This is a genomic window from Sphaerotilus hippei (assembly GCF_003201595.1).
Classification (GTDB): Bacteria; Pseudomonadota; Gammaproteobacteria; order Burkholderiales; family Burkholderiaceae_C; genus Sphaerotilus; species Sphaerotilus hippei.
On record NZ_QJJS01000005.1, the window covers coordinates 167,353 to 188,762 of the forward strand.

At 68.3% G+C, this 21,410-nt stretch carries 18 protein-coding genes and 3 pseudogenes; 14 read left to right on the top strand and 7 right to left on the bottom strand.

The features are described 5' to 3' along the window. The first annotated feature begins 40 nt into the window (after positions 1-40). The 4 genes and pseudogenes from C7444_RS07455 to C7444_RS20515 form a co-directional block, all read left to right on the top strand. Positions 41-1,021, top strand: a complete 981-nt coding sequence (locus C7444_RS07455; RefSeq protein WP_170130663.1) for a glycosyltransferase — start codon at positions 41-43, stop codon at positions 1,019-1,021. Then, complete coding sequence (locus C7444_RS07460) at positions 1,022-2,269, top strand: glycosyltransferase (protein ID WP_110400214.1); 1,248 nt, start codon at positions 1,022-1,024, stop codon at positions 2,267-2,269. Between the two features lie 270 nt (positions 2,270-2,539). Continuing rightward, positions 2,540-2,683 (top strand): hypothetical protein, encoded by a 144-nt coding sequence (locus tag C7444_RS20210; protein WP_170130664.1) that lies wholly within the window; start codon positions 2,540-2,542, stop codon positions 2,681-2,683. Positions 2,684-2,746: 63 nt separating this feature from the next. Further along, positions 2,747-3,007, top strand: a pseudogene (locus C7444_RS20515) (DUF6444 domain-containing protein); the annotation flags it as partial. Positions 3,008-3,270: 263 nt separating this feature from the next. Here C7444_RS20515 and C7444_RS21035 read toward each other — a convergent pair. Then, a pseudogene (locus tag C7444_RS21035) lies at positions 3,271-3,408 on the bottom strand (transposase); the annotation flags it as partial. A 68-nt stretch (positions 3,409-3,476) separates the two neighbouring features. Here C7444_RS21035 and C7444_RS19975 point away from each other — a divergent pair. After that, positions 3,477-3,770 (top strand): annotated as a pseudogene (locus tag C7444_RS19975) (hypothetical protein); the annotation flags it as partial. 441 nt (positions 3,771-4,211) lie between these two features. Here C7444_RS19975 and C7444_RS07475 read toward each other — a convergent pair. The 6 genes from C7444_RS07475 to xdhA all read right to left on the bottom strand — a co-directional run bounded on the left by C7444_RS07475 (position 4,212) and on the right by xdhA (position 12,296). Further along, entirely contained in the window at positions 4,212-5,333 is a 1,122-nt protein-coding gene (locus tag C7444_RS07475; RefSeq protein WP_110400216.1) for an MraY family glycosyltransferase, read from the bottom strand. A 321-nt stretch (positions 5,334-5,654) separates the two neighbouring features. Beyond that, entirely contained in the window at positions 5,655-6,440 is a 786-nt protein-coding gene (locus C7444_RS07480; protein WP_110400217.1) for a sugar transferase, read from the bottom strand. A 365-nt stretch (positions 6,441-6,805) separates the two neighbouring features. Continuing rightward, positions 6,806-7,360 (bottom strand): hemerythrin domain-containing protein, encoded by a 555-nt coding sequence (locus C7444_RS07485; protein ID WP_110400218.1) that lies wholly within the window; start codon positions 7,358-7,360, stop codon positions 6,806-6,808. A gap of 11 nt (positions 7,361-7,371) precedes the next feature. After that, entirely contained in the window at positions 7,372-8,184 is an 813-nt protein-coding gene (xdhC, locus tag C7444_RS07490; protein ID WP_110400219.1) for a xanthine dehydrogenase accessory protein XdhC, read from the bottom strand. A 26-nt stretch (positions 8,185-8,210) separates the two neighbouring features. Then, a complete protein-coding gene (gene xdhB, locus C7444_RS07495) occupies positions 8,211-10,577 on the bottom strand; it encodes a xanthine dehydrogenase molybdopterin binding subunit (protein WP_110400220.1) in 2,367 nt (788 codons plus the stop codon). A gap of 102 nt (positions 10,578-10,679) precedes the next feature. Next, entirely contained in the window at positions 10,680-12,296 is a 1,617-nt protein-coding gene (xdhA, locus tag C7444_RS07500) for a xanthine dehydrogenase small subunit (RefSeq protein ID WP_110400310.1), read from the bottom strand. Between the two features lie 77 nt (positions 12,297-12,373). Here xdhA and C7444_RS07505 point away from each other — a divergent pair, with 77 nt between their 5' ends. From C7444_RS07505 to C7444_RS07545, 9 genes are all read left to right on the top strand, one after another. Continuing rightward, positions 12,374-13,351 (top strand): LysR family transcriptional regulator, encoded by a 978-nt coding sequence (locus C7444_RS07505; protein ID WP_110400221.1) that lies wholly within the window; start codon positions 12,374-12,376, stop codon positions 13,349-13,351. Next, positions 13,348-14,700 (top strand): guanine deaminase, encoded by a 1,353-nt coding sequence (gene guaD, locus C7444_RS07510; RefSeq protein WP_110400222.1) that lies wholly within the window; start codon positions 13,348-13,350, stop codon positions 14,698-14,700. The genes C7444_RS07505 and guaD overlap by 4 nt, the downstream gene beginning before the upstream one ends. 77 nt (positions 14,701-14,777) lie before the next feature. Continuing rightward, positions 14,778-16,292: an ABC transporter ATP-binding protein gene (locus tag C7444_RS07515; protein ID WP_110400223.1), complete on the top strand. Its 1,515-nt coding sequence runs from the start codon at positions 14,778-14,780 to the stop codon at positions 16,290-16,292. After that, on the top strand, positions 16,285-17,385 hold the full coding sequence (locus C7444_RS07520) for an ABC transporter permease (protein ID WP_110400224.1): 1,101 nt from the start codon (positions 16,285-16,287) through the stop codon (positions 17,383-17,385). The genes C7444_RS07515 and C7444_RS07520 overlap by 8 nt, the downstream gene beginning before the upstream one ends. Further along, positions 17,382-18,302, top strand: a complete 921-nt coding sequence (locus C7444_RS07525; protein WP_110400225.1) for an ABC transporter permease — start codon at positions 17,382-17,384, stop codon at positions 18,300-18,302. The genes C7444_RS07520 and C7444_RS07525 overlap by 4 nt, the downstream gene beginning before the upstream one ends. 43 nt (positions 18,303-18,345) lie before the next feature. Then, positions 18,346-19,503 (top strand): BMP family ABC transporter substrate-binding protein, encoded by a 1,158-nt coding sequence (locus C7444_RS07530; protein ID WP_110400226.1) that lies wholly within the window; start codon positions 18,346-18,348, stop codon positions 19,501-19,503. 260 nt (positions 19,504-19,763) lie between these two features. Further along, positions 19,764-20,192, top strand: coding sequence for a 50S ribosomal protein L13 (gene rplM, locus C7444_RS07535; protein WP_110400227.1), 429 nt, complete (start codon positions 19,764-19,766; stop codon positions 20,190-20,192). 9 nt (positions 20,193-20,201) lie between these two features. After that, the gene (rpsI, locus tag C7444_RS07540) at positions 20,202-20,594 is read left to right on the top strand and encodes a 30S ribosomal protein S9 (protein ID WP_110400228.1); all 393 of its coding nucleotides are present in this window, start codon (positions 20,202-20,204) and stop codon (positions 20,592-20,594) included. A 101-nt stretch (positions 20,595-20,695) separates the two neighbouring features. Continuing rightward, a complete protein-coding gene (locus C7444_RS07545; RefSeq protein WP_110400229.1) occupies positions 20,696-21,406 on the top strand; it encodes a DUF6776 family protein in 711 nt (236 codons plus the stop codon). The last annotated feature ends 4 nt before the right edge of the window (positions 21,407-21,410 follow it).

Here is a 21,410-nt window from a genome sequence, read left to right on the forward strand (position 1 = left end):
GCGTATGCGAATTCTGATATTCAATTTTTTTTCCGGCGTTATGGATCGCGGCATTCCCATTTATTGCAAAAATCTGCGGCGCGCGCTGGAAATCGAGGGCCACCATGTTGTGGAGCTTTGCTGTCCGGCGTGGGCGCACGGACTGCCGAAGTCGGTGCAGAATGTCCTGTTCATGCTGTGCGAGCAGTTTCTGATGCCTGTGTTGTCGATCTTCTATTCACGGTCCGTCTACCCCTACAACACCGCTTCGGTTCTGGGAAGCCTGCACACTGGGGCGCTACTGGTTGTCCATGACTTCATACCCAATCGGAAATCTGACAAAGGCCTAGTCGCGCGATACGTCCGCATGACCCAGTGGGTGCATGCGGCTCTCGGTCGAGACGTCGCCTGCGTCTCTTACGCCACCTACCGGGTGGCTCAAAAGGTCAACGCGTTCGCCAAGTCGCGTAAACTGGTTTTGCCCAACGGCTTTTGGACTTTCCGTGCCGCCATCAACGGCCTGAGCTTCCCGCAAGGCGAGCAGATTCTGCTATGCACTGGTGTGGGTAAAAACAAGGATTTGAAAGGAGCGCTGGATCTGTATGCGTCGATTCTGTCTGAGCGGCGCATTCCCTTGGCACTGCTAGGCTTGGCTGGCGATACGGGCATAATGCAAGGCTGGCTGGCGGAGCATCCAGAGATTAATCCGACGCTGATCCGCGTGCTGCCCCGACTAACCGACCGCGAGGTTGTCGAGGTCTACATGCGCTCCCGGTGGGTGTGGGTCCACTCGCGCAGCGAAGGCTACGGGCGTTCGATAGCCGAGGCCAAGTGCTGTGCCAAGTACACGATCGCTACCAACATCCCGCCGTTCCGCGACCAGAAGGACCAGACGGTCCAGCTGTATGGCGACAGACAGAGCTTCGAGAGGGCTGTCGCGGCTCTCGAAGGCATCGATCGATCGGCGCTGCGGCCCCAAGAACCAACCGAAGACAAACTGCTGGTCAAGAACATCCGTCTATGGCTGAGGACAAGCTCCTGAATGCTGCGCCCCCGTCTGCTCATCCTTACTCCTCGTTACCCCTACCCGGTCATCGGCGGCGACCGCCTGCGTATCTACTATCTCTGTAAGGTACTAGCGCAGCACTTCCGTCTGACTCTGCTAAGCCTTTGTGAGTCGGAATCTGAGATGTGTGCGCCAACGCCAGACGACGGCGTGTTCGAATGCATCGAACGCGTCTATCTTTCACGCACCCGTTCTCGGCTCAGCGCGCTGGTGGCGTTGCCGAGCCGAACCCCTCTGCAAGTTGCTTACTATTGGAGCCCAGAGTTCCATCGCCGCATTGAGGCGCTGGCTCCGGCCCACGACGGCCTGCTGGCCCACCTAATTCGTACCGGAGATGCAATCAGGCATCTCCCGCAACCCAAGTTCCTCGAGATGACCGACGCCATTTCGCTGAACTACGCGCGTGTCAGCCGAGAAAGCGGGGCTGCGCTGGATTTGCGAACGCAGGTTTACCGCGTCGAGGCCAAGCGTCTGGAGGCCTACGAACGGGCGGTCGTCGACGACTTCGATTATTCGTTCCTGGTGTCGGATATCGACCGGCAGTTTCTGTTCGGGCGCGATGCGGCTCGCCTAGCAAAGGTCATGGTGTGCTCCAACGGCGTCGATTTGGGTGGACGGCCGTACCGCTTCGAACATGCCGGCCGCGACGTCGTGTTTATTGGCAATATGACTACGCTACAGAATCTAGATATGGCCACGTTTATGGCCACTGACGTGCTTCCGTTGGTACGCGCGCGCCAGCCCCAGAGCCGTCTGCGCGTGATCGGGCGCATCCGCGAGGGCGATGCCGCAGCACTGTTGCGTCACAATGGAGTGGACGTCACAGGTGAGGTGCCCAACGTCGCTGCCGCAGCGCAGGGAGGGGGCGTCGGTGTATGCCCTATGCGCTTGGGTGCCGGCGTACAGAACAAGGTGCTGGAGTACATGGCGCTGGGTCTGCCAACGGTCACGACAGCGCTGGGGCTCGAAGGCTTCGCGGCCCGGGATGGGCACGAACTGATGGTAGCTAACGACGCGTCCGCCTTTGCCGCAGCAGTGCTGATGCTACTTGAGGACCGCGACGCCGCGCAGGCCATGGCCGCCGCTGGTCGCCGCTATGTCGAGGACCACCACTCTTGGACCGCCATGCTGCAGCCGATGGTCGATGCGGTGGTTGAACGCCTGTGTCGAACGCCTTTGATCTCGCTGCGTTCAGGACAGTCCCCGGGGGATCATGGAGGGTGATTGCATATGACTTTCGTTGTGCGCGCCAACCCGGTGCGAAGCCAGTGTTCAGCTGAAGATGATTTTGGACACAAGAAAACTGCGCAATAACCTGTTCACCTAGAACCGCTGTGGTTACGTGGCGAGTCGATATGGCCTTCCGGACTTTGGGTCGGAGCGTCTAAAGGAGCGCAGGTTAACTGTACGTATTCAGCCCCCCGGCATTGACAACATCGTCAAGCCGGTGAAGTGCGGGTAGCGCGCAGAGCGAGCAAGGCTGAGAGTGCATGGATGGACCAACCCGAAGCCCCAGACCGCAAGGCTGCCGCAGTGCAGGACAAGCCCGAGACGCTGGAGCAATGCCACGCGGTGATCGAACAGTTGGGGCAGGAACTGGCGCAACTGCGCGGTACGTATTCAGCCCCCTGGCATTGACAACATCGTCAAGCCGGTGAAGTGCGGGTAGCGCGCAGAGCGAGCAAGGCTGAGAGTGCATGGATGGACCAACCCGAAGCCCCAGACCGCAAGGCTGCCGCAGTGCAGGACAAGCCCGAGACGCTGGAGCAATGCCACGCGGTGATCGAACAGTTGGGGCAGGAACTGGCGCAACTGCGCGAGCAGGTCAGCGCGCTGCTGGACAAGAAGCTGAACTCGCGCAACTCGTCGAAGCCGCCATCGTCAGACGGGCCCGACTCGGGCGGTAACAGGGCACAGCGCCGAGCCAGTGGTCGGGCGAGAGGCGCACAGCCTGGACACAAGGGCACGTACCGGACGCTGCTGGCGGAGTCCGAGGTGGACGCGGTCCACGACTGCCCGCCGCCTGAGGTGTGCGAGTGTGGTGGCCCGGTGGCGGCGGGGCGGCCGATGCGACACCAGGTGTTCGACGTGCCGGCACAGGTGAAGGCCGAGGTGCAGGAGTACCGGCTGTACCACGGGGTGTGCGGGCACTGCCGCAAGACGCACAAGTCGGTGCTGCCTGCGGGGGTGCCGCGCGGGCAGTCGCCGCCGCCACTCGCCGATTCCAGCGCTTCGGCCAGCCACCGCTCCAGCGTGGAAGCGCTCACGCCCACTTCTGCGGATACCCGCTCTACCGAAGCACTCTCCGGTGGCAGCAACCTCGCCACCACCCGGTCCTTGTATTCCTTGCCGTATCGAGCCACGTCTTCTCCTCGTCTTCGCCCCCTCTTTGGGTTCTATCGACGCGGCAACTATTCTGACGTGGGGGGATCTGCAGGCGGCGCGGCAGTGGGCCTGCGCGTTCGTGCATTGGTACAACCATGACCACCGCCACAGCGGCCTGCGCTACGTCAGTCCGGCGCAGCGCCATGCGGGGCAGGACCGCGAGATCCTGGCGGCGCGGGATGTGCTGTATCGGCAAGCCCGTCAGGCAAACCCGAAACGCTGGTCGGGCAAGACACGCGACTGGTCGCCGATCGGGGCGGTCACGCTCAATCCCGAGCGGGAATGTGTGGTCGCGGCTGTCGATGCCGCGGCCGCCGAAATAAGCGCAGTCGCGGCATGACTCACGCGGCAACTACCTTGAGTGTAAGCGTCCGGGCAAGACATCTCGTAAGCTCCCCCACCAACTCACGGGCGATCGGGGCCTTCCGATACCACGTCACGAACCTCTGGCGACGCACGCTGCGGCGACGAAGTCAGAAAGACGCAATGACGTGGGACCGGATGACCAAACTTGCTGCTGACTGGCTACCTCAACCCCGCATCCTTCATCCATGGCCCGACCAGCGCTTCGACGTCAAACACCCAAGGTGGGAGCCCAGTGCGTGAATCGCGCACGCTGGGATCTGTGCGGGGGGCGCTCAGCAATGGGCGTCCCTACCGCGATCATGCTCCGGCCGGCTGGCGGCAACTCTGCGGTGATCGCTGTGCAAACTCAATGGACGCGATGGTGATCCCGTGCTGGCGATGCTGATGTCCTGCAGGGACATCAGCGCATCACCTCTCAGTGCTCCACCACCGGAGCGGCCCAGTGCTCGGCCTTGCGCAGCAACACGCGGGGGGTACGGAACCGCACGATGGCGCGGTAGAGCGCGACGTAGCTCGCGCAGAACACCAGCAGCATGATCGAGAGGGTGCTGCCGTCATCCCACCACAGCACGGCGGGGCACACCGACAGCGAACACAGCACCCACAGGTAGGGCGAGGTCATGGAGTTGCGGCGCAGCATGTTGGAGGCGTCGCGCTTGCCCACGGCCCAGCGCATCAGGCGGCGGTAGATCAGGCTGTGCAGGTGGGTGGCGTCGGGCAGACCGACGGGGCGGCCGCGGATCACGCGGCGGCGGTACATGGTGAACAGCGTCTCGAAGATCGGGTAGGCGCACAGCAGCAGCGGGAAGATCGGCGAGACGGCCTCGTTGCGGCAGACCAGCAGGATGCCGAGTTCGGCGACCCAGAAGCCGAGGAAGTACGCACCACCGTCGCCCAGGAAGATCAGGCCCAGCGGGTAGTTCCAGACGAAGAATCCGAGCACGGCGCCGAGGGTGATCAGCGCGCAGTTCATGATGGTCGTGTCGCCGACCTGGAAGGCGACGTAGGCGACGGCGGCCAGCATGATGGCCACGCACATCGACGCCAGACCGTTGAAGCCGTCGATGATGTTGACCGAGTTGGCGACGCCGGCCACGGCGAGCAGGGTCAGCGCGACGGGCACGCCCGCGATCAGCAGCAGGTCGTCGAGGCCGGGGATGCCGGTCTTGGGGATCACGGCATCCAGCAGCCAGGCCGCCATGGCGGCCGCCACGACGGTGGCCAGCAGCCGCTGCCGGGGGGTGACCCGTTTGGTGAAATCCTCGATCAGGCCGGCACTGAAGGCGATCAGACCGCAGGCGACCAGCCCGGTCATGAACAGCCAGCCCTCCGCCTGTTTCTGCATCATCAGCATCGCCCCGGCCAGCACGCCGACCACGATGCCGACGCCGCCGATGCGGGGGACCACCCGAGCGTGGAATTTCTGGGGCTGGTCCTTGTCAGTGTCACCGGACAGGTGCGCGTGGCTGGAAGCCGATCGCACGATCAGCAGCGTGGCCAGAAACGCGACCAGGAACGAAGATATGAAAAAAACCATTGGTACCCCTCATGCCAGTAGTGGTGCGAGCAGCTTAGCGAACTCACCATTGACAACCATATGCTCTTTGTGAGTCGAAGCCAAGTGGAAGGCCCGTCCGTGAAACAATGACTAGCATGAACGTATATTTGTTACCGCTGTTGCGAAAAGTCTGGGCGTCGGCTGATCGTGCAGTCAGGGCGCGTTCTGGCCCGTAGCACGATGTTGTGAGTCGTTCGCGCTTGCGGCGGGGACCGTCGTGGTGTTGTTTTTTGGTTCCGGAAATGAAAAAAGGCCCTTGCGGGCCTTTTCTGAATCGAAGGGAGAGGCGACTGGAGCGTATCAGTACGCGCCGCTGCGGGCGACCATCACCTTGGCCGTGCGCAGCACGATGGACAGGTCGGTGACCAGGTTCCAGGTCTCGACGTACTGGCGGTCGAGCGCGACGCGCTGGTCGTAGTCGAGGTCGTTGCGGCCGCTGACCTGCCACAGGCCCGTCAGGCCGGGAGGCACCGACAGGTAGTGTTCACGGGCGGCGCCGTAGTAGCGGTCGAACTCGGTGCGCACGACCGGGCGCGGGCCGACGATGCTCATGTCGCCGACCAGCACGTTCCAGAGCTGCGGCAGTTCGTCGAGGCTGGTCTTGCGGATGAAACGGCCCACCTTGGTGATGCGCGGATCGTTCTTGAGCTTGAAGTCCCGGTCCCATTCGGCGCGGGCCGCGGGATCGGTGGCCAGCAGTTCCTTGAGCACCTGCTCGGAATTGGTCACCATCGACCGGAACTTGTAGCACTTGAACTCGCGTCCGCCGCGGCCCAGGCGGGTGTGCCCGTAGATGATCTGCTTGCCGGTGGTCAGGCGCACGGCCAGCGCGACGGCGATCATCAGCGGAGCGAACAGCGCGAGGATGGCCAGGACCCCCACCACGTCGAACGTGCGCTTGAAGAAGTGCTCGATCTTCGTCAGTCCGACCGTGCGGTTGGCGGCCTCGGAATGCTGACGAGCGATGTTGAGGTAGTGCACCGTGGCGGACGGGGCGGCGTAAGTTGCCGCCTTGGCCTCCACGTGGTGGTCCGTGTCGATGACACGGGCCAGGTTGGTAGCAGAAGAGTCTCCTGCGTATCGCATCGTCGCTTCCCTTCGGAGAAGTGGTGAGTTAGGGTTTGTTCGTACACATTCTAGGTAGGACCTTGAGGGTTGGCGATCACCGGTATCGGGCGTGTCGTGCCCCCGATAAGTGCGTCTGGCCGGTGGTATTTGTCATGCGATTGCTGTAAATCCGAGAAATTCGAGACGAACTGCTCGGATCTGAGCGACTTTCAGTCGAATGCGAGGGCGGCAACGCTTGACTGCAGGGTGGTCGACCCCCCTCGTTTCGGGGAGTCGATCCCGCACCGATCCGGCCGATAAGTCACGGTTGGATCGCCTGACCCCTCGTTTCCGTCGGGCCATTTCGCCTCGGGGCACCGCCCGGCATCGGTGATGCGCGAAATTCAGTGCATTCCGTCCAGTCGCACGCCTCGTCTGCGCGCCATGTCCAGCGACATGTCGAGCTGTCCCGTGGGGCCGATCAGCGCGCGGGCGGCGACGAAGGCCAGCTGATCCTCGAGAACCAGATGTGGTGCATGCAGCGCCTGAAACCTGTGCGAGGCGCCGTCCAGGACCCCTTGAATGAGGGGGTGGCCCGAGATGATTTGTTGCAAAAGAGGCGACAGCTCCGCCCAGCAGCTCTCGATTGCCCGGTGGTCCGCGAGCATCTGCCGGCCGGCGGCCTGCAGTTCGGGCTCGTCGCTGGCGAGCAGCACCGGCACGATGTGGCGTTCCTCGTCGGCGTGGTGCAGCGGGGCGGCGATGCTGAAGTAGCGCTGCACGTCCTGGGCGGCGCTGCGGGCATCGGCGTCGGCGCCGTGCTGCTGCAGGTGGGCGCACAGGCGGCCCAGCAGGTCGAGGGTGCGGCGCACCCGGTCGTGGCAGCCGGCGAGCAGCTCGAACGGTTCGGCCAGGCTGGCGGCGGGACCGCTGCTGCCGGGCAGGGGGATGACGGACATGGCGGGCGGGCTCAGGGGCCGTGGGCGGCGGTGAACAACTGTGCCACGGCCGCCAGGGCGAGCACCTCGGGCTCCTTGCCGGGGATGCCGGGCAGGCCGATCGGGCAGGTCAGCCGGGCGATCGAGGCCGCGGGCACGCCACGCGCCTCGAGCCGGCGCAGGAAGCGGGCGCGCTTGGTCTGGCTGCCGATCAGGCCGCAGAAACCGAAGTCGCCGCGCCGCAGGATGGTTTCGGTCAGGCGCAGGTCGAGCTCGTGGCTGTGGGTCAGCACCAGGTAGAAGGCGCCGGGTGGCGCGCAGGCCACCTCGGCCTCGGCCGGCTCGACGCACGACGCCTCGATGTGGGGGGGCAGCGGACCGGCCGGAAACTCGGCTTCACGCTCGTCGATCCACTGTACCCGGCAGGGCAGGGCCGCGAGCTGGCGCACGATGGCCCGGCCGACATGGCCGGCGCCGTGCAGCTGCAGCACGAAACGTGGCACGGGGGCGGCCCAGCGGGCCAGTCCTGCGGCGCTCAGGGGCTGGAAGCGCAGCGTCAGCGCGCCCCCGCAGCACTGGCCCAGGCTGGGACCCAGGGCGATGTGCTGGTCGGTCGTGGCGGCCGTCGCGCCGGCCTGCAGCCGCGCGCGTGCATCGGCGATGGCCCGCAGCTCGAGGTGGCCGCCGCCGATGGTGCCGGCCACCTCGGTGGCGCTGACCAGCAGGTGGGTGCCGGTCTCGCGGGGCACGGAGCCGCGGTGGGCGACGATCTCGACATCGAGGGCGGGTTCGCCGCGGGCCAGCCAGTGGCGGGCGATGTCGGCCAGCGGGGGGGGAACGGACATCCCGGTGCCAGGCTCGGGCTCGGGGCTCAGGGGGCGGCCCTCACGGCGTCGATCGCGTCGAGCAGCGCCTCGCTGGTGGCGGGGGCGCGCAGCGGCGGCTCGCTGCGGTGTCCGCCGGCGGCCGAGACCGCATCCTTGAGCGCGAAGAAGACGCTGAAGGGCAGCAGCAGCGGCGGCTCGCCCACGGCCTTGCTGCGGTGGATGCTGTCGGCGCCGTTGTGGTTGTCGAACAGGCGCACGGACAGCGAGGCCGGGCAGTCGTTGGCGGTCGGGATCTTGTAGGTGCTGGGCGCGTGGGTCAGCAGCTCGCCGCTGCGGCGGCTGCCGTCGGCGGGCTGCCAGACCAGCTCTTCCATCGTCAGCCAGCCCATGCCCTGGACGAAGGCGCCTTCGACCTGGCCGATGTCGAGCGCCGGGTTGAGCGAGCGGCCGACGTCGTGCAGCACGTCGGCGCGCAGCAGCTTCCACTCGCCGGTCAGGGTGTCGAGCAGCACCTCGCTGAGCGCGCCGCCGTAGGCGTAATAGAAGAAGGGCCGGCCCTTGAGGCGCTGGCGGTCCCAGTGCAGGCCGGGGGTGGCGTAGTAGCCGTCGCTCCACAGCTGCACGCGGGCCAGGTAGGCCAGCTGCACCAGCTCGCCGAACCCGATGCTGCGTTCACCCGAGCGCACGCGGCCGGCGCTGAAGTCGACCTCGCTGGCCGCGCCGCCGAGCTTCTCGGCCGCCAGCGTGGCCAGCCGGTCGCGGATCTGGCGCGCGGCGTTCTGCGCCGCCTTGCCGTTGAGGTCGCTGCCGGTGGAGGCGGCGGTGGCCGAGGTGTTGGCGACCTTCTGCGTGTCGGTGGCGGTGACGCGCACCTGGGCCAGCGGCAGGCCCAGCTCCTGGGCGACGACCTGCGCGACCTTGGTGTTGAGGCCCTGGCCCATCTCGGTGCCGCCGTGGTTCACCAGCACCGAGCCGTCGGTGTAGACATGCACCAGCGCGCCGGCCTGGTTGAGGTGGGCGACGTTGAAGCTGATGCCGAACTTGACCGGCGTGAGCGCCAGGCCCTTCTTGAGCACCGGGCTGGCGGCGTTGTAGGCGGCGATCTCGGCGCGGCGCTCGGCGTAGCGGCCCTCGCGGGCGAGCTGCTCGACCAGCGGGTGGATGACGTTGTCCTCGACCCGCTGCTCGTAGGGCGTGACGTCGCGCTCGCCGACGCCGTAGAAGTTGGCCTGGCGCACGGCCAGCGCGTCCCGACCCAGCGTGCGGGCGATGCGGTCGAGGATGACCTCGATGGCCATCGCGCCCTGCGGGCCGCCGAAGCCGCGGAAGGCGGTGTTGCTCTGCGTGTTCGTGCGGGCGCTGTAGCCGTGCATGGCCACGTCCGGCAGCCAGTAGGCGTTGTCGAAGTGGCACAGCGCGCGGCTCATCACCGGGGCGGACAGGTCGGCGCTGTGGCCGCTGTTGGAGATCATATCGATCTCGACCCCGAGCACGCGGCCGTGGTCGTCGAAGCCGACGTCGTAGCGGAACTCGAAGCCGTGGCGCCGGCCGGTGATCAGGAAGTCGTCGTCGCGGTCCGGGCGCAGCTTGACCGGGCGCTGCAGGCGCTGCGCGGCCAGCGCGGCCGCGCAGGCGAAGACGGCCGACTGCGACTCCTTGCCCCCGAAGGCGCCGCCCATGCGCCGGCACACCACCTGCACGCGATGCGAGGGCCAGCCCAGCGCGTGGGCGATGAGCTGCTGCATCTCGCTGGGGTGCTGGGTGGAGCTGTGCACCAGCAGCGCGTCGTTCTCCTGCGGCAGCGCGCAGGCGATCTGGCCTTCCAGATAGAACTGTTCCTGGCCGCCCAGGCTGAAACGGCCCTGCAGGCGGTGCGGCGCGGCGGCCAGCGCCGCGGCCGCATCGCCCCGCGCCAGGTGCATCGGCGGCACGACGTGGTCGCCGGCCGCATGGCCCTCGAGCGCGGTCATGCGCGCGGGCAGCGCCTCGATGTCGAGCACGGCGGCGGCCATCGACGCGGCCCGCCGCGCCTGCTCGCGGGTCTGCGCCACGACCAGGAACACCGGCTGGCCGCGGTACGTCAGCGCGTCGGCGGCGAAGATCGGGTCGTCGTGGACGAGCGGGCCGCAGTTGTTCTCGCCGGGCACGTCCGCGGCCGTCAGCACCGCGACGACACCGGGCTGGGCGCGCAGCCGGGCCAGGTCGATGGCCCGCAGGCGGCCGTGCGGCACCGGCGACAGGCCGAAGGCGCCGTGCAGCGTGCCGGCCAGCTCGGGCAGGTCGTCGATGTAGGGCGCCCGGCCGGCCACGTGCAGCCGGGCGGATTCGTGCGGGGGGCTGGCACCGACGGTGGTCGTGGCGGTGGCGGTCTGGGGCGGGGTGGCCAGGAAGGCGTCGACGGGCTGGTTCATGGCAGGGGCCTCCGGCGGCGGGGATCGGCGGACGGCGGCGGCACCGTCCGGTTCATGGATGGGCGAGGGCGAGCACGAGGGTGCGGGTGCGGATCGGCCGGTTCAGTCCGCCGTGACGACCTGTCGTCCGGCCTCGCCGTGCCAGACGATGAGCTGCTCGGCGGGCAGGGCGCCGTCGGGCCGGCTTTCCAGCCACAGCCGCCACAGCAGGTTGGCGGCGACCCGCTGCCGGTAGCGGGCGCTGGCGCGCAGGTCGGACATCGGCTGGTAGTCGGCGTGCAGCGCGGCCATGGCGCGCCGCACGCCGGCCTCGTCCCACGACCGGCCCCGCAGCGCGGCCTCGGCCTGCGGCGCTCGGCAGACGGTGGCGGCCATGCCGCCGAAGCTGATGCGGACCTCGGCCACCACCGGGGCGACCGGATCCGTGGTGTCGAGCACCAGCAGGACGGCCCCGAGCAGCGCCGAGATGTCGCTGTCGTGGCGCTTGGAGACCTTCCAGGCGCGCACCAGCGTGCGGCGGCTGGCGCTGTCGGGTGCGGGCAGCGGCACTTCGAGGGTGCGCAGGAACTCGCCGGGCTGGCGCTCGTTCTTCATGTAGCCCAGGTAGAAACGGTCCAGCGGCACGCGGCGCTGTCGCTCGCCGTGCTGCAGCAGCACGGTGGCGTCCAGCGCCATCAGCACCGGGGCGCCGTCGCCGATCGGCGAGCCGTTGGCGATGTTGCCGCCCAGCGTGCCGGCATGGCGCACCGGCGGCGAGGCGAAGCGGCGCCAGACGTCGTTCAGCGAGGGCAGCCGTGCGGCCAGCGCGCTCCAGGCGTCCTCGAGCGAGGCGGCGGCGCCCAGCCGCAGCGTGTGGCTGCCATCGTCGTGGCCCACGCACTCGATGCGCTGCAGCTCGGCGACCTCGCCGGTGGCGATCAGGGTGTCGAAGCGGCGGAACTGCTTGTTGACCCACAGGCCGATGTCGGTGCTGCCGGCCATCAGCTGCGCGTCGGGGGCCGCGGCATGCAGCGTGGCCAGCGCCTGGACGCTGCGCGGCGCATGGAAGGTGGTCGGGTGGCCGGCGGGGGCGTAGTGCAGGGCCGGGTCGCCGCTGAGCATGTGCAGCGCGGCGGCGATGGGGGCGGTGTCCAGGCGCTGCACCGGCAGCTCGAACATGCGCTCGCCGGCCTCGAGGATGGGGCGGTAGCCGGTGCAGCGGCACAGGTTGCCGGCCAGCGCGTCGGCCAGCTCGGCCCGCGGCGGGCAGCGGCCGCCGGCCTGGGCCTGCCGGTGCTCGTAGGTGGCGGTCAGGCTCATCACGAAGCCGGGGGTGCAGAAGCCGCACTGCGAGCCGTGGTGGTCGACCAGTGCCTGCTGCACCGGGTGCAGCGTGCCGGCGCCGGGCGGGCTCAGGTCCTCGACCGTCAGCAGGGCCTTGCCGTCGAGCGTGGGCAGGAAACGCAGGCAGGCGTTGACCGTGCGCAGCAGCAGCGGCCCGACCACGGCGGCCCGGGCCGAGTCGGTGCCGGTGGCCTCGGCGCGCCCGGCCAGCTCGGCGACGATGACGGTGCAGGCGCCGCAGTCCCCTTCGTTGCAGCCCTCCTTGGTGCCGGTGCAGCGGGCGTCCTCGCGCAGCCAGTCGAGCACGCTGCGGGTGGGGCTGGCATCGGTGATCTCGCGGATCGCTCCCTGGTGGAAGAAGCGGATCGGGCGGGGGGCGGGCAGGTCGACAGGCATCGGCATGGGCGAGAACATACTCCTTTGCGCGTTTCTTGCTATACATGTTCAGGCATGACCAGCATGAGAATGAACGTATGGCCAATCGCGCCGTCTTCGACAAGATCGAGCTCCACCTTGTCCGTGTCTTCCACACCGTGATCTCAGAACGCAGCGTATCGCGAGCCGCCGTGCAGCTGGGCTCGACCCAGCCGGCCGTGAGCGCCCAGCTCAAGCGGCTGCGTGCGCTCGTGGGCGATCCGCTGCTGGTGCGTTCGGGGGCCGGCATGGTGCCCACCGAGGTGGCGCTGCAGCTGCTGGGCACGGCCGCCGACCTGCTGCGCAGCGCCGAGCAGCTCTTCGGCGGCAAGGTCAGCGCCCGGGCGTTCAGCCCGCAGGGCAGCGAGGTGGAGTTCCGCATCGCGGCGAGCGACTACCTCGACCCGTTGTTCCTGCCCGCGCTGGTGGCGCGGCTGCGGCGCGAGGCGCCGCTGGCACGCGTCACGCTGCATGCGCTGTCGGCCGAATACGACTACCGCGCCCGGCTGGCACGCGGCGAGGTCGACCTGGTGATCGGCAACTGGCTGGAGCCACCCGGAGAGCTGCACCTGGGCCGCCTCTACGCCGACGAGATCGTCTGCCTGGTCGGCGAGGACCACCCCGCCGTGCGCTCGCCGCGCAGCTGGACGGTCGAGCGTTACCTGGCGGCCGAGCATGTCGCGCCCACGCCGATGCATGCGGGCGCGCTGGGTTTCATCGACGAGCACCTGGCGCGCGCCGGGCTGCAGCGCCACATCGCCGTGCGCTCGCCGCATTTTTCCCTGGTGCCGGCGCTGCTGGCGCAGACCCATCTGGTGCTGACCACGGGGCGGCTGTTCTGCGGCCGTTACCTGGCGCAGCTGCCGCTGCGCATCGTGCGCTGCCCGATGGCCTTTCCGAGCCTGAGCTACTACCAGCTCTGGCATGACGTCAGCCACAGCGCGGCCTCGCTGCGCTGGTTGCGCGAGATGGTGCGCGACGTGGCACGCGGGCTGGCGCAGCTGCGCCAGCCCGACCGCAGGATACTGAGTCCATGAACCCCTTCCTCGCATCGACGACCCCGGCCCGGCTGGCCGTGCGGGGCGACCTGCTCGACTTCACCGCCGATCCCGGCTGGGCGTCCCCGGCCGAGCTGGCCGGTCGGGGGGCGGCTGCGGGCATCCGCTGGCGGCCCGACCACTGGCTGATGATCGAGCAGGGCCGCATCGTCGGGGCCGAGCCGGCCGCGACGAGCACGCCCGGCGCCGACTGGCAGCGGATCGACCACCGTGGCCGGCTGATCCTGCCCGGCTTCATCGACACGCATGTGCACAGCCCGCAGCTCGACGTCATCGCCAGCCACGGCACCGAGCTGCTCGACTGGCTCGAGACCTACACCTTCCCCGCCGAGCAGCGTTACGCCGACGAGGCGCTGGCGGTCGAGCGTTCGGCGCTGTTCCTGGACGCGCTGCTGGGCCACGGCACGACCAGCGCGGTGGTCTTCCCGACCGTGCACCGCGTCAGCGCCGAGGCGCTGCTGGGCGCGGCCCACGCCCGCGGCATGCGGCTGGTGGCGGGCAAGGTGCTGATGGACCGCCACGCGCCGCCGGCGCTGTGCGACGACGTGATCGGTGCCGAGGCCGACAGCCGGGCGCTGATCGAGCGCTGGCATGGCCGCGGCCGGCTGGCCTATGCGCTGACCGTGCGCTTCGCGCCCACCAGCACGCCGGCCCAGCTGGCGATGGCCGGTCGGCTGCTGGCCGAGGTGCCGGGCCTGTACATGCAGACCCACGTGGCCGAGAACCGCGACGAGGTGCGCTGGGTGGCCGAGCTCTTCCCCGAGGCGCGCAGCTACCTCGACGTCTACCACCGCGCCGGCCTGCTCAACGGGCGTTCGGTGCTGGCGCACGGCATCTGGCTGGACGACACCGACCGCCGCCTGCTGGCCGACACCGGCGCGCAGATCGCGTTCTGTCCCAGCTCCAACCTGTTCCTGGGCAGCGGCCTGCTCGACTGGCCGGCGCTGGAGGCGGCCGGGGCGCGGGTCAGCGTGGCCAGCGACGTGGGCGGGGGCACCAGCCTGTCGATGCAGCGCACGCTGGCCGACGGCTACAAGGTGCTGGCGCTGCAGGGCCACAAGCTCAGCGCCTGGAAGGCGCTGTACGGTGCCACCGCGGGCGCGGCGCTTGCATTGGGTCTGGAGGGCGAGATCGGCTCGTTCGCCGAAGGCTGCTGCGCCGACCTGGTCGTGTGGGACTGGGCCCGCGGGCCGGTCGGCGAGCACCGCGACCGCCTGGCCACCGGCCTGCACGAGCGCCTGTTCGCCTGGCTGACGCTGTCCGACGAGCGCCACCTGGTGCAGGTGCTGGTGGCGGGCCGCGACCTGACGCCGACCCGCACGGCCTGACCGAGAATGACCGCCGCCATGAACTTTCCGCTTCCACCGAAGGCGCCCGGCCGGCGTCGCCCCGAATGCCGCCGCCCATGAGCCCGCCTCGACTCGAACTCCGCCGCATCAGCAAGCAGTACCCCGCCGTGCGCGCCAACGACGGCGTGAACCTGCTGGTGCAGCCTGGCCAGATCCACGCCGTGCTGGGCGAGAACGGTGCGGGCAAGTCCACGCTGATGAAGATCATCTACGGCGCGGTGCGGCCCGATGAAGGCGAGATCCTGTGGAACGGCCAGCCGGTGCAGATCGGCAGCCCTGCCCGGGCGCGCGAGCTCGGCATCAGCATGGTCTATCAGCATTTCTCGCTGTTCGACACGCTCACCGCCGCCGAGAACGTCTGGCTCGGTCTCGACCAGTCGCTGTCGCTGGCCGAGGTGAGCGCGCGCATCCGCGAGGTCTCGGTGGAATACGGGCTCGAGGTCGATCCGCTGCGCCCGGTGCACAGCCTGTCGGTGGGTGAGCGCCAGCGGGTCGAGATCGTGCGGGCGCTGCTGACGCGCCCGCAGCTGCTGATCCTCGACGAGCCGACCTCGGTGCTGACCCCGCAGGCGGTCACGAAGCTGTTCGTCACGCTGCGCCGGCTGGCCGCGCAGGGTTGCGCCATCCTCTACATCAGCCACAAGCTCGACGAGATCCGTGCCCTGTGCCACCACTGCACCGTGCTGCGCGGGGGCCGGGTCACCGGCGAGGTCGACCCGACGCTGGAGAGCAACGCCTCGCTGTCGCGCCTGATGATCGGCGCGGAGCCGCCGCAGCTGATGCACCGCAGCGCCAGCCCCGGGCCGGTGGCGCTGCAGGTGCGTGGGCTGAGCCTGGCGCGCACCGACCCTTTCGGCGTCGACCTCGAGGGCATCGACCTGGCGCTGCGCGGTGGCGAGATCCTGGGCATCGCCGGGGTGTCGGGCAACGGCCAGGGGGCGCTGATGGCCGCGCTGTCGGGCGAGGACCGCCGCGCGGCACCGGGCAGCATCCGCCTGTTCGAGCAGGACATCGCCCAGGCCTCGCCGGTGCACCGGCGGGCCCGCGGCCTGCACTTCGTGCCCGAGGAGCGCCTGGGGCGCGGCGCGGTGCCCACGCTCAGCCTGGCGCACAACACGCTGCTCACGCGCAGCGAGCTGGTCGGTCCGGCGGGCTGGCTGCGCATGGCCGAGGTGCAGCGCCTGGCGACCGACCTGATCTCGCGCTTCAAGGTCAAGGCCGGCGGGCCGGATGCGGTGGCCCGCTCGCTGTCGGGCGGCAACCTGCAGAAGTTCATCGTCGGGCGCGAGATCGACGCCCGGCCGAAGCTGCTCATCGTCTCGCAGCCGACCTGGGGCGTGGACGTGGGCGCGGCCGCGCAGATCCGCGGCGAGCTGCTGGCGCTGCGGGACGCGGGCTGCGCGCTGCTGATCGTCAGCGAGGAGCTCGACGAGCTGTTCGAGATCTGCGACCGCCTGGTCGTGATGGCGCAGGGGCGGCTGTCGCCGTCGATCGCCACCTCGCAGGCCACGGTCGAGCAGATCGGTGCCTGGATGTCGGGCTTGTGGGATCGGGAGGCCCGTCATGCTTAAGCTGGAGCTGCGTGCGCAGCCGTCGAGATGGATGTCGTTCGCCTCGCCGCTGCTGGCGCTGGCGCTGACGGTGGTGATCGGCATCGGCCTGTTCCTGCTGCTGGGCAAGGACCCGGTGCGGGGCCTGCAGATGTTCTTCATCGAGCCGGTCAAGGACCTGCGGGCGCTGTCGGAGCTGTCGGTCAAGGCGGTGCCGCTGGTGCTGATCGCGCTGGGCCTGGCGGTCTGCTTCCGCTCCAACCTGTGGAACATCGGCGCCGAGGGGCAGTTCATCCTCGGGGCGCTCGCCGGGGGCTGGGTGGCGATGCAGGCCGACCGTGACAGCTCGCCGGCCATCGTGCTGGCCATCCTGGCCGCCGGCGTGCTGGGCGGCATGCTGTGGGCGGGCATCGTCGCGCTGCTGCGCGACCGCTTCAATGCCGGCGAGATCCTCGTCAGCCTGATGCTGGTCTACGTCGCCGAGATGCTGCTGAGCTACCTGGTCTACGGCCCGTGGAAGGATCCGCTGGGCTACAACTTCCCGCAGACCATCACCTTCGAGGCGGTCACGAAGATCCCGCGCCTGTTCCCCGGCCTGCGTGCCAACGCCGGGGTGCTGATCGCGCTGGTGCTGGCCGGGCTGGCCTGGGTCTTCCTGTTCCGCACCTACCGGGGCTTCGCGCTGCAGGTGGGCGGGCTGGCGCCGGCGGCGGCCCGCTACGCCGGTTTTTCCTCGCGCACGGCGATGTGGACCGCGCTGCTGATTTCCGGGGGCATGGCCGGCCTGGCCGGGGCGCTCGAGGCGGCCGGCCCGCTCGGCCAGCTCACGCCCTATGTGCCGGTGGGCTACGGTTTCGCGGCCATCATCGTCGCCTTCGTCGGGCGGCTGCATCCGGTGGGCATCGTGTTCTCGGCGGTGCTGATGAGCATGTTCTACATCGGCGGCGAGCTGGCGCAGTCGCGCCTGGGGCTGCCGAAGTCCCTCACCGGCGTGTTCCAGGGCCTGCTGCTGTTCACGCTGCTGGCCTGCGACACGCTGATCGCCTATCGCCTGAAGTGGACGGCCGCGCCGCTGCGCCAGGCCTCGCCCGCACTCAAGGAGGAGGCGGCATGAACGAGTTCGCACTGCTGGTGGCCGCGACGCTGAGCGCGGGCACCGTGCTGGCCATCGCCGGCCTGGGGCTGCTGATCAACGAACGCGCCGGGGTGCTGAACCTGGGCGCCGAGGGCATGATGCTGGTGGCGGCGATCGCCGGCTTCGCCACCTCGGTGCACACCGGCAGCGACGTGCTGGCGCTGGGCGCCGGGGCGCTGGCCGGGGCGGTGATGGCCGCCGCGTTCGGGGTGCTGGTCATCTGGCTCAACACCAACCAGTACGCCACCGGGCTGGCGCTGAGCCTGTTCGGCGGCGGCTTCTCGGCCTTCCTGGGCATCCGCTACACGCAGGAGAAGCTGTCGCAGCGCAGCCAGTTCGAGCTGCCCTGGCTGTCGGACCTGCCGTGGTTCGGGCCGGCGCTGTTCCGCCAGCACCCGATGGTCTACCTGACGATGGCCTTCGCGCTGGCGCTGGCCTGGTTCCTCTACCGCTCGCGGGCCGGGCTGGTGCTGCGTGCGGTGGGCGAGTCGCCCGAGGCCGCGCACGCGCTGGGCTATCCGGTGCGCCGCATCCGTTTCCTGGCCGTGCTGGCGGGCGGTGCGCTGTGCGGGGTCGCGGGTGCCTACCTGTCGGTGATCTACACGCCGCTGTGGGTCGAGGGCATGACCGCTGGCAAGGGCTGGATCGCGCTGGCGCTGACCACCTTCGCCACCTGGCGCCCGGCCCGGGTGCTGCTCGGCGCCTACCTGTTCGGCGGCGTCACGATGCTGCAGTTCCAGCTGCAGGGCGAAGGCGTGCAGATCGCCAGCCAGTGGTTGACGATGCTGCCGTATGTCTCGACCATCGTGGTGCTGGTGCTGATCTCGCGCAATCCGGCCTGGATCCGGCTGAACATGCCGGCCTCGCTGGGCAAGCCGTTTTTCCCGGGGTCGTGAACCGATCCCATCATGCCAACCTCCTCAGTCCTCTGGAGAATCCATGTCCCTGCTCTCGAAGCGCTCGCTGCTGAAGGCCACCAGCTGGGCGGCCCTGGCGACCGTTGCCGCCCTGGCCGGTTGCGGCAAGAAGGAAGAGGCGGCCCCGGCCGCCGAGCCGGCGTCGGCGCCGGCTTCCGTGGCGGCCAAGCCCGAGCCCCTGAAGGTGGCCTTCGCCTATGTCGGTCCGGTGGGTGACGCCGGCTGGACCTATGCCCACGACAACGCCCGCAAGGCGCTGGAAGCCGAGTTCGGCGACCGCATCGTCACCACCTTCGTCGAGAACGTGCCCGAGTCGGCCGATGCCGAGCGGGTGATGCGCGACCTGGTGGGCCAGGGCAACAAGCTGATCTTCGGCACCACCTTCGGCTACATGGAGCCGATGCTCAAGGTCGCCGCCGACACGCCCGACGTCAAGTTCGAGCACGCCACCGGCTACAAGAGTGCGGGCAACATGCGCACCTACGACAGCCGCACCTACGAAGGCGCCTACATGGCGGGCGTGATCGCCGGCTCGATGACCAAGACCAACACGCTGGGCGTGGTGGCCTCGATCCCGATTCCCGAGGTGATCCGCAACATCAACACCTTCACCCTGGGGGCCCAGAGCGTCAACCCCAAGGTCAAGACCAAGGTGGTCTGGGTCAACAAGTGGTTCGATCCGCCGAAGGAAGGCGAAGGCGCGCAGAGCCTGATCAACGGCGGCGCCGACGTGCTGTTCCAGAACACCGACTCCAGCGCCGTGCTGCAGAAGGCCGAGGAGAAGGGCAAGCTGGCCTTCGGCTGGGATTCGGACATGAGCAAGTTCGGCCCGAACGCCCACCTGGCCTCGTCGGTCATCAACTGGGCGCCGTACTACAAGAAGGCCGTCAAGGACACGCTGGACGGCACCTGGACCACCGGCGGCGTCTGGTGGGGGGTCAAGGACGGCGCGATCGACCTGGTGTCGATCTCCGACAAGGTGCCTGCCGAGGTCAAGGACAAGGTCGCCCAGGTGAAGGCCGGCCTGACCGATGGCAGCTTCGTGATCTGGAAGGGCCCGGTGGTCGGCCAGGACGGCAAGGAGCTGCTCAAGGCCGGCGAGGTCGCCGACGACAAGTTCCTCCATGGCGTGAACTTCTACGTCAAGGGTGTGGACGGCAAGGTGCCCAGCGGCAAGTGATGCCGGCCGGGCTGCGGCCCGGTCGTCCGCGGCCCTGTGAGGGCGGCGGGGGAAAAAGCCTTCGAGACGGCGCTTCTGCGCTATACTCGAAGGCTTTTCCGTCTTTGGCTACGCGGAGAAGAGGCATCTGGCGAGGTCGGACGCGCATGGCGCGGGTCGGTCGGGTCGTGATGTCAGCCAGGAACCTGAGAGGCTGCCCGAATAAGCAGAACCGATGGCACTGGAAGTAGCCGCAGACCATCTAGCAAAGAGATTTGCCCATGAAGACTTTCAGCGCCAAGCCGGCCGAAGTCGTGCATGAGTGGTTTGTGATTGACGCAACGGACAAGGTTCTGGGACGGGTGGCCAGCGAAGTCGCCCTCCGCCTGCGCGGCAAACACAAGGCCATTTACACGCCTCACGTGGATACCGGTGACTTCATCGTCATCGTCAATGCGGACAAGATCCGCGTCACCGGCAACAAGGCCGAGGACAAGGTGTACTACCGTCATACCGGTCACCCGGGTGGCATCTACGGCACCAAGTTCAAGGACATGCAAGCCAAGCACCCTGGTCGCGCCATCGAGAAGGCCGTCAAGGGCATGCTGCCCAAGGGTCCGCTGGGCTACGCGATGATCAAGAAGCTGAAGGTCTATGCCGGTGGTGAACACCCGCACGCCGCTCAGCAGCCCAAGTCGCTGGACATCTAAGGAGCGATCATGGTTGGTGATTGGAACTACGGCACGGGCCGTCGCAAGTCGTCGGTCGCGCGTGTCTTCATCAAGAAGGGCACGGGCCAGATCGTGGTCAACGGCAAGCCGGTTGACCAGTATTTCGGCCGTCAGACCTCGATCATGGTCGTCAAGCAGCCGCTGCTGCTGACCAACAACGCCGAAACGTTCGACATCAAGGTCAACGTGCATGGCGGTGGTGAGTCCGGTCAGGCCGGTGCGGTCCGTCACGGCGTGACCCGTGCGCTGATCGACTACGATGCGACCCTGAAGCCCGAGCTGAGCAACGCTGGTTTCGTGACCCGCGACGCTCGCGAAGTCGAACGGAAGAAGGTCGGTCTGCACGGCGCGCGTCGCCGCAAGCAGTTCAGCAAGCGCTGATCGACCGAGCCCGTTGCCATCACGGCAGCGACCGCTCCAAAGGGCCACCTCGTGTGGCCCTTTTTCTTGTCTGGTTCTTGTGCAGGTGGAGTGCTTGAGGCATGCGCTGGAAGTTGTTGCGTCGTCGTTTTTCGGTCAGTGCGCCCCGGGTCACCGTGCGCAGCCGCCTGCCCTGGCCCTTGCGCTGGCTGTCCCTGGCGCTGGTGTTCGGCTTCTCGGCGGCCGTGGCCTTGTGGGCCTTCGAGTTCGGCAAGGAAATTGCGGGTGTGGACCGCAATGCGGTCAAGGAACTGGCGCGTGTCACCGAGGAGCTCGAGCAGATGCGTCAAGTCCACGAACGGGCGTTGACGGTCTCGAACTCCGCCGATAGCCTGCTGCGGGCCGGTCGGGTCGCTCAGGAGAGCCTGGCCGCACGTGTCAAGGCGCTCGAAGCCGAGAACCTCGCGCTCATGCGTGACGTGGCCTTCCTCGAGAAGGTCGCGCCGGGCGGCGGCGGTTCCCGGCTGGTGTCGGTGCGGGGCCTGCAGGCCCAGCTCGAAGCCAGCGGACGTGTGCATTTCCAGGCCTTGCTGATGCAGCAGCAGGGCCGTTCGACCGAGTTCACCGGGCGGGCAGAGATCGTGCTTACGGGTACGCTGGACGGGAAGAACTGGTCTCAGCCCGATCGACAGGCGACGCAGATCAAGCTCAAGCCGTATCAGCGCCTCGAAGGGGCGATCGATTTCCCGCCGAAAGCCGTTCTGAAACAGCTCGATGTGAAAATACTGGACCAGAACGGCAAGACCGTCGTCACGGAATCCGTGCGCCTCTGAGGGG

Coding starts and splice junctions, on each gene's coding strand:
- C7444_RS07455 (WP_170130663.1), top strand. CDS start 41: ATGGATCGCGGCATTCCCATTTATTGCAAAAATCTGCGGCGCGCGCTG.
- C7444_RS07460 (WP_110400214.1), top strand. CDS start 1,022: ATGCTGCGCCCCCGTCTGCTCATCCTTACTCCTCGTTACCCCTACCCG.
- C7444_RS07525 (WP_110400225.1), top strand. CDS start 17,382: ATGAACGAGTTCGCACTGCTGGTGGCCGCGACGCTGAGCGCGGGCACC.
- C7444_RS07505 (WP_110400221.1), top strand. CDS start 12,374: ATGGCCAATCGCGCCGTCTTCGACAAGATCGAGCTCCACCTTGTCCGT.
- C7444_RS07520 (WP_110400224.1), top strand. CDS start 16,285: ATGCTTAAGCTGGAGCTGCGTGCGCAGCCGTCGAGATGGATGTCGTTC.
- C7444_RS20210 (WP_170130664.1), top strand. CDS start 2,540: ATGGACCAACCCGAAGCCCCAGACCGCAAGGCTGCCGCAGTGCAGGAC.
- xdhC (WP_110400219.1), bottom strand. CDS start 8,184: ATGTCCGTTCCCCCCCCGCTGGCCGACATCGCCCGCCACTGGCTGGCC.
- rplM (WP_110400227.1), top strand. CDS start 19,764: ATGAAGACTTTCAGCGCCAAGCCGGCCGAAGTCGTGCATGAGTGGTTT.
- C7444_RS07480 (WP_110400217.1), bottom strand. CDS start 6,440: ATGCGATACGCAGGAGACTCTTCTGCTACCAACCTGGCCCGTGTCATC.
- xdhA (WP_110400310.1), bottom strand. CDS start 12,296: ATGCCTGTCGACCTGCCCGCCCCCCGCCCGATCCGCTTCTTCCACCAG.
- C7444_RS07475 (WP_110400216.1), bottom strand. CDS start 5,333: ATGGTTTTTTTCATATCTTCGTTCCTGGTCGCGTTTCTGGCCACGCTG.
- C7444_RS07545 (WP_110400229.1), top strand. CDS start 20,696: ATGCGCTGGAAGTTGTTGCGTCGTCGTTTTTCGGTCAGTGCGCCCCGG.
- C7444_RS07515 (WP_110400223.1), top strand. CDS start 14,778: ATGAGCCCGCCTCGACTCGAACTCCGCCGCATCAGCAAGCAGTACCCC.
- rpsI (WP_110400228.1), top strand. CDS start 20,202: ATGGTTGGTGATTGGAACTACGGCACGGGCCGTCGCAAGTCGTCGGTC.
- C7444_RS07485 (WP_110400218.1), bottom strand. CDS start 7,360: ATGTCCGTCATCCCCCTGCCCGGCAGCAGCGGTCCCGCCGCCAGCCTG.
- xdhB (WP_110400220.1), bottom strand. CDS start 10,577: ATGAACCAGCCCGTCGACGCCTTCCTGGCCACCCCGCCCCAGACCGCC.
- C7444_RS07530 (WP_110400226.1), top strand. CDS start 18,346: ATGTCCCTGCTCTCGAAGCGCTCGCTGCTGAAGGCCACCAGCTGGGCG.
- guaD (WP_110400222.1), top strand. CDS start 13,348: ATGAACCCCTTCCTCGCATCGACGACCCCGGCCCGGCTGGCCGTGCGG.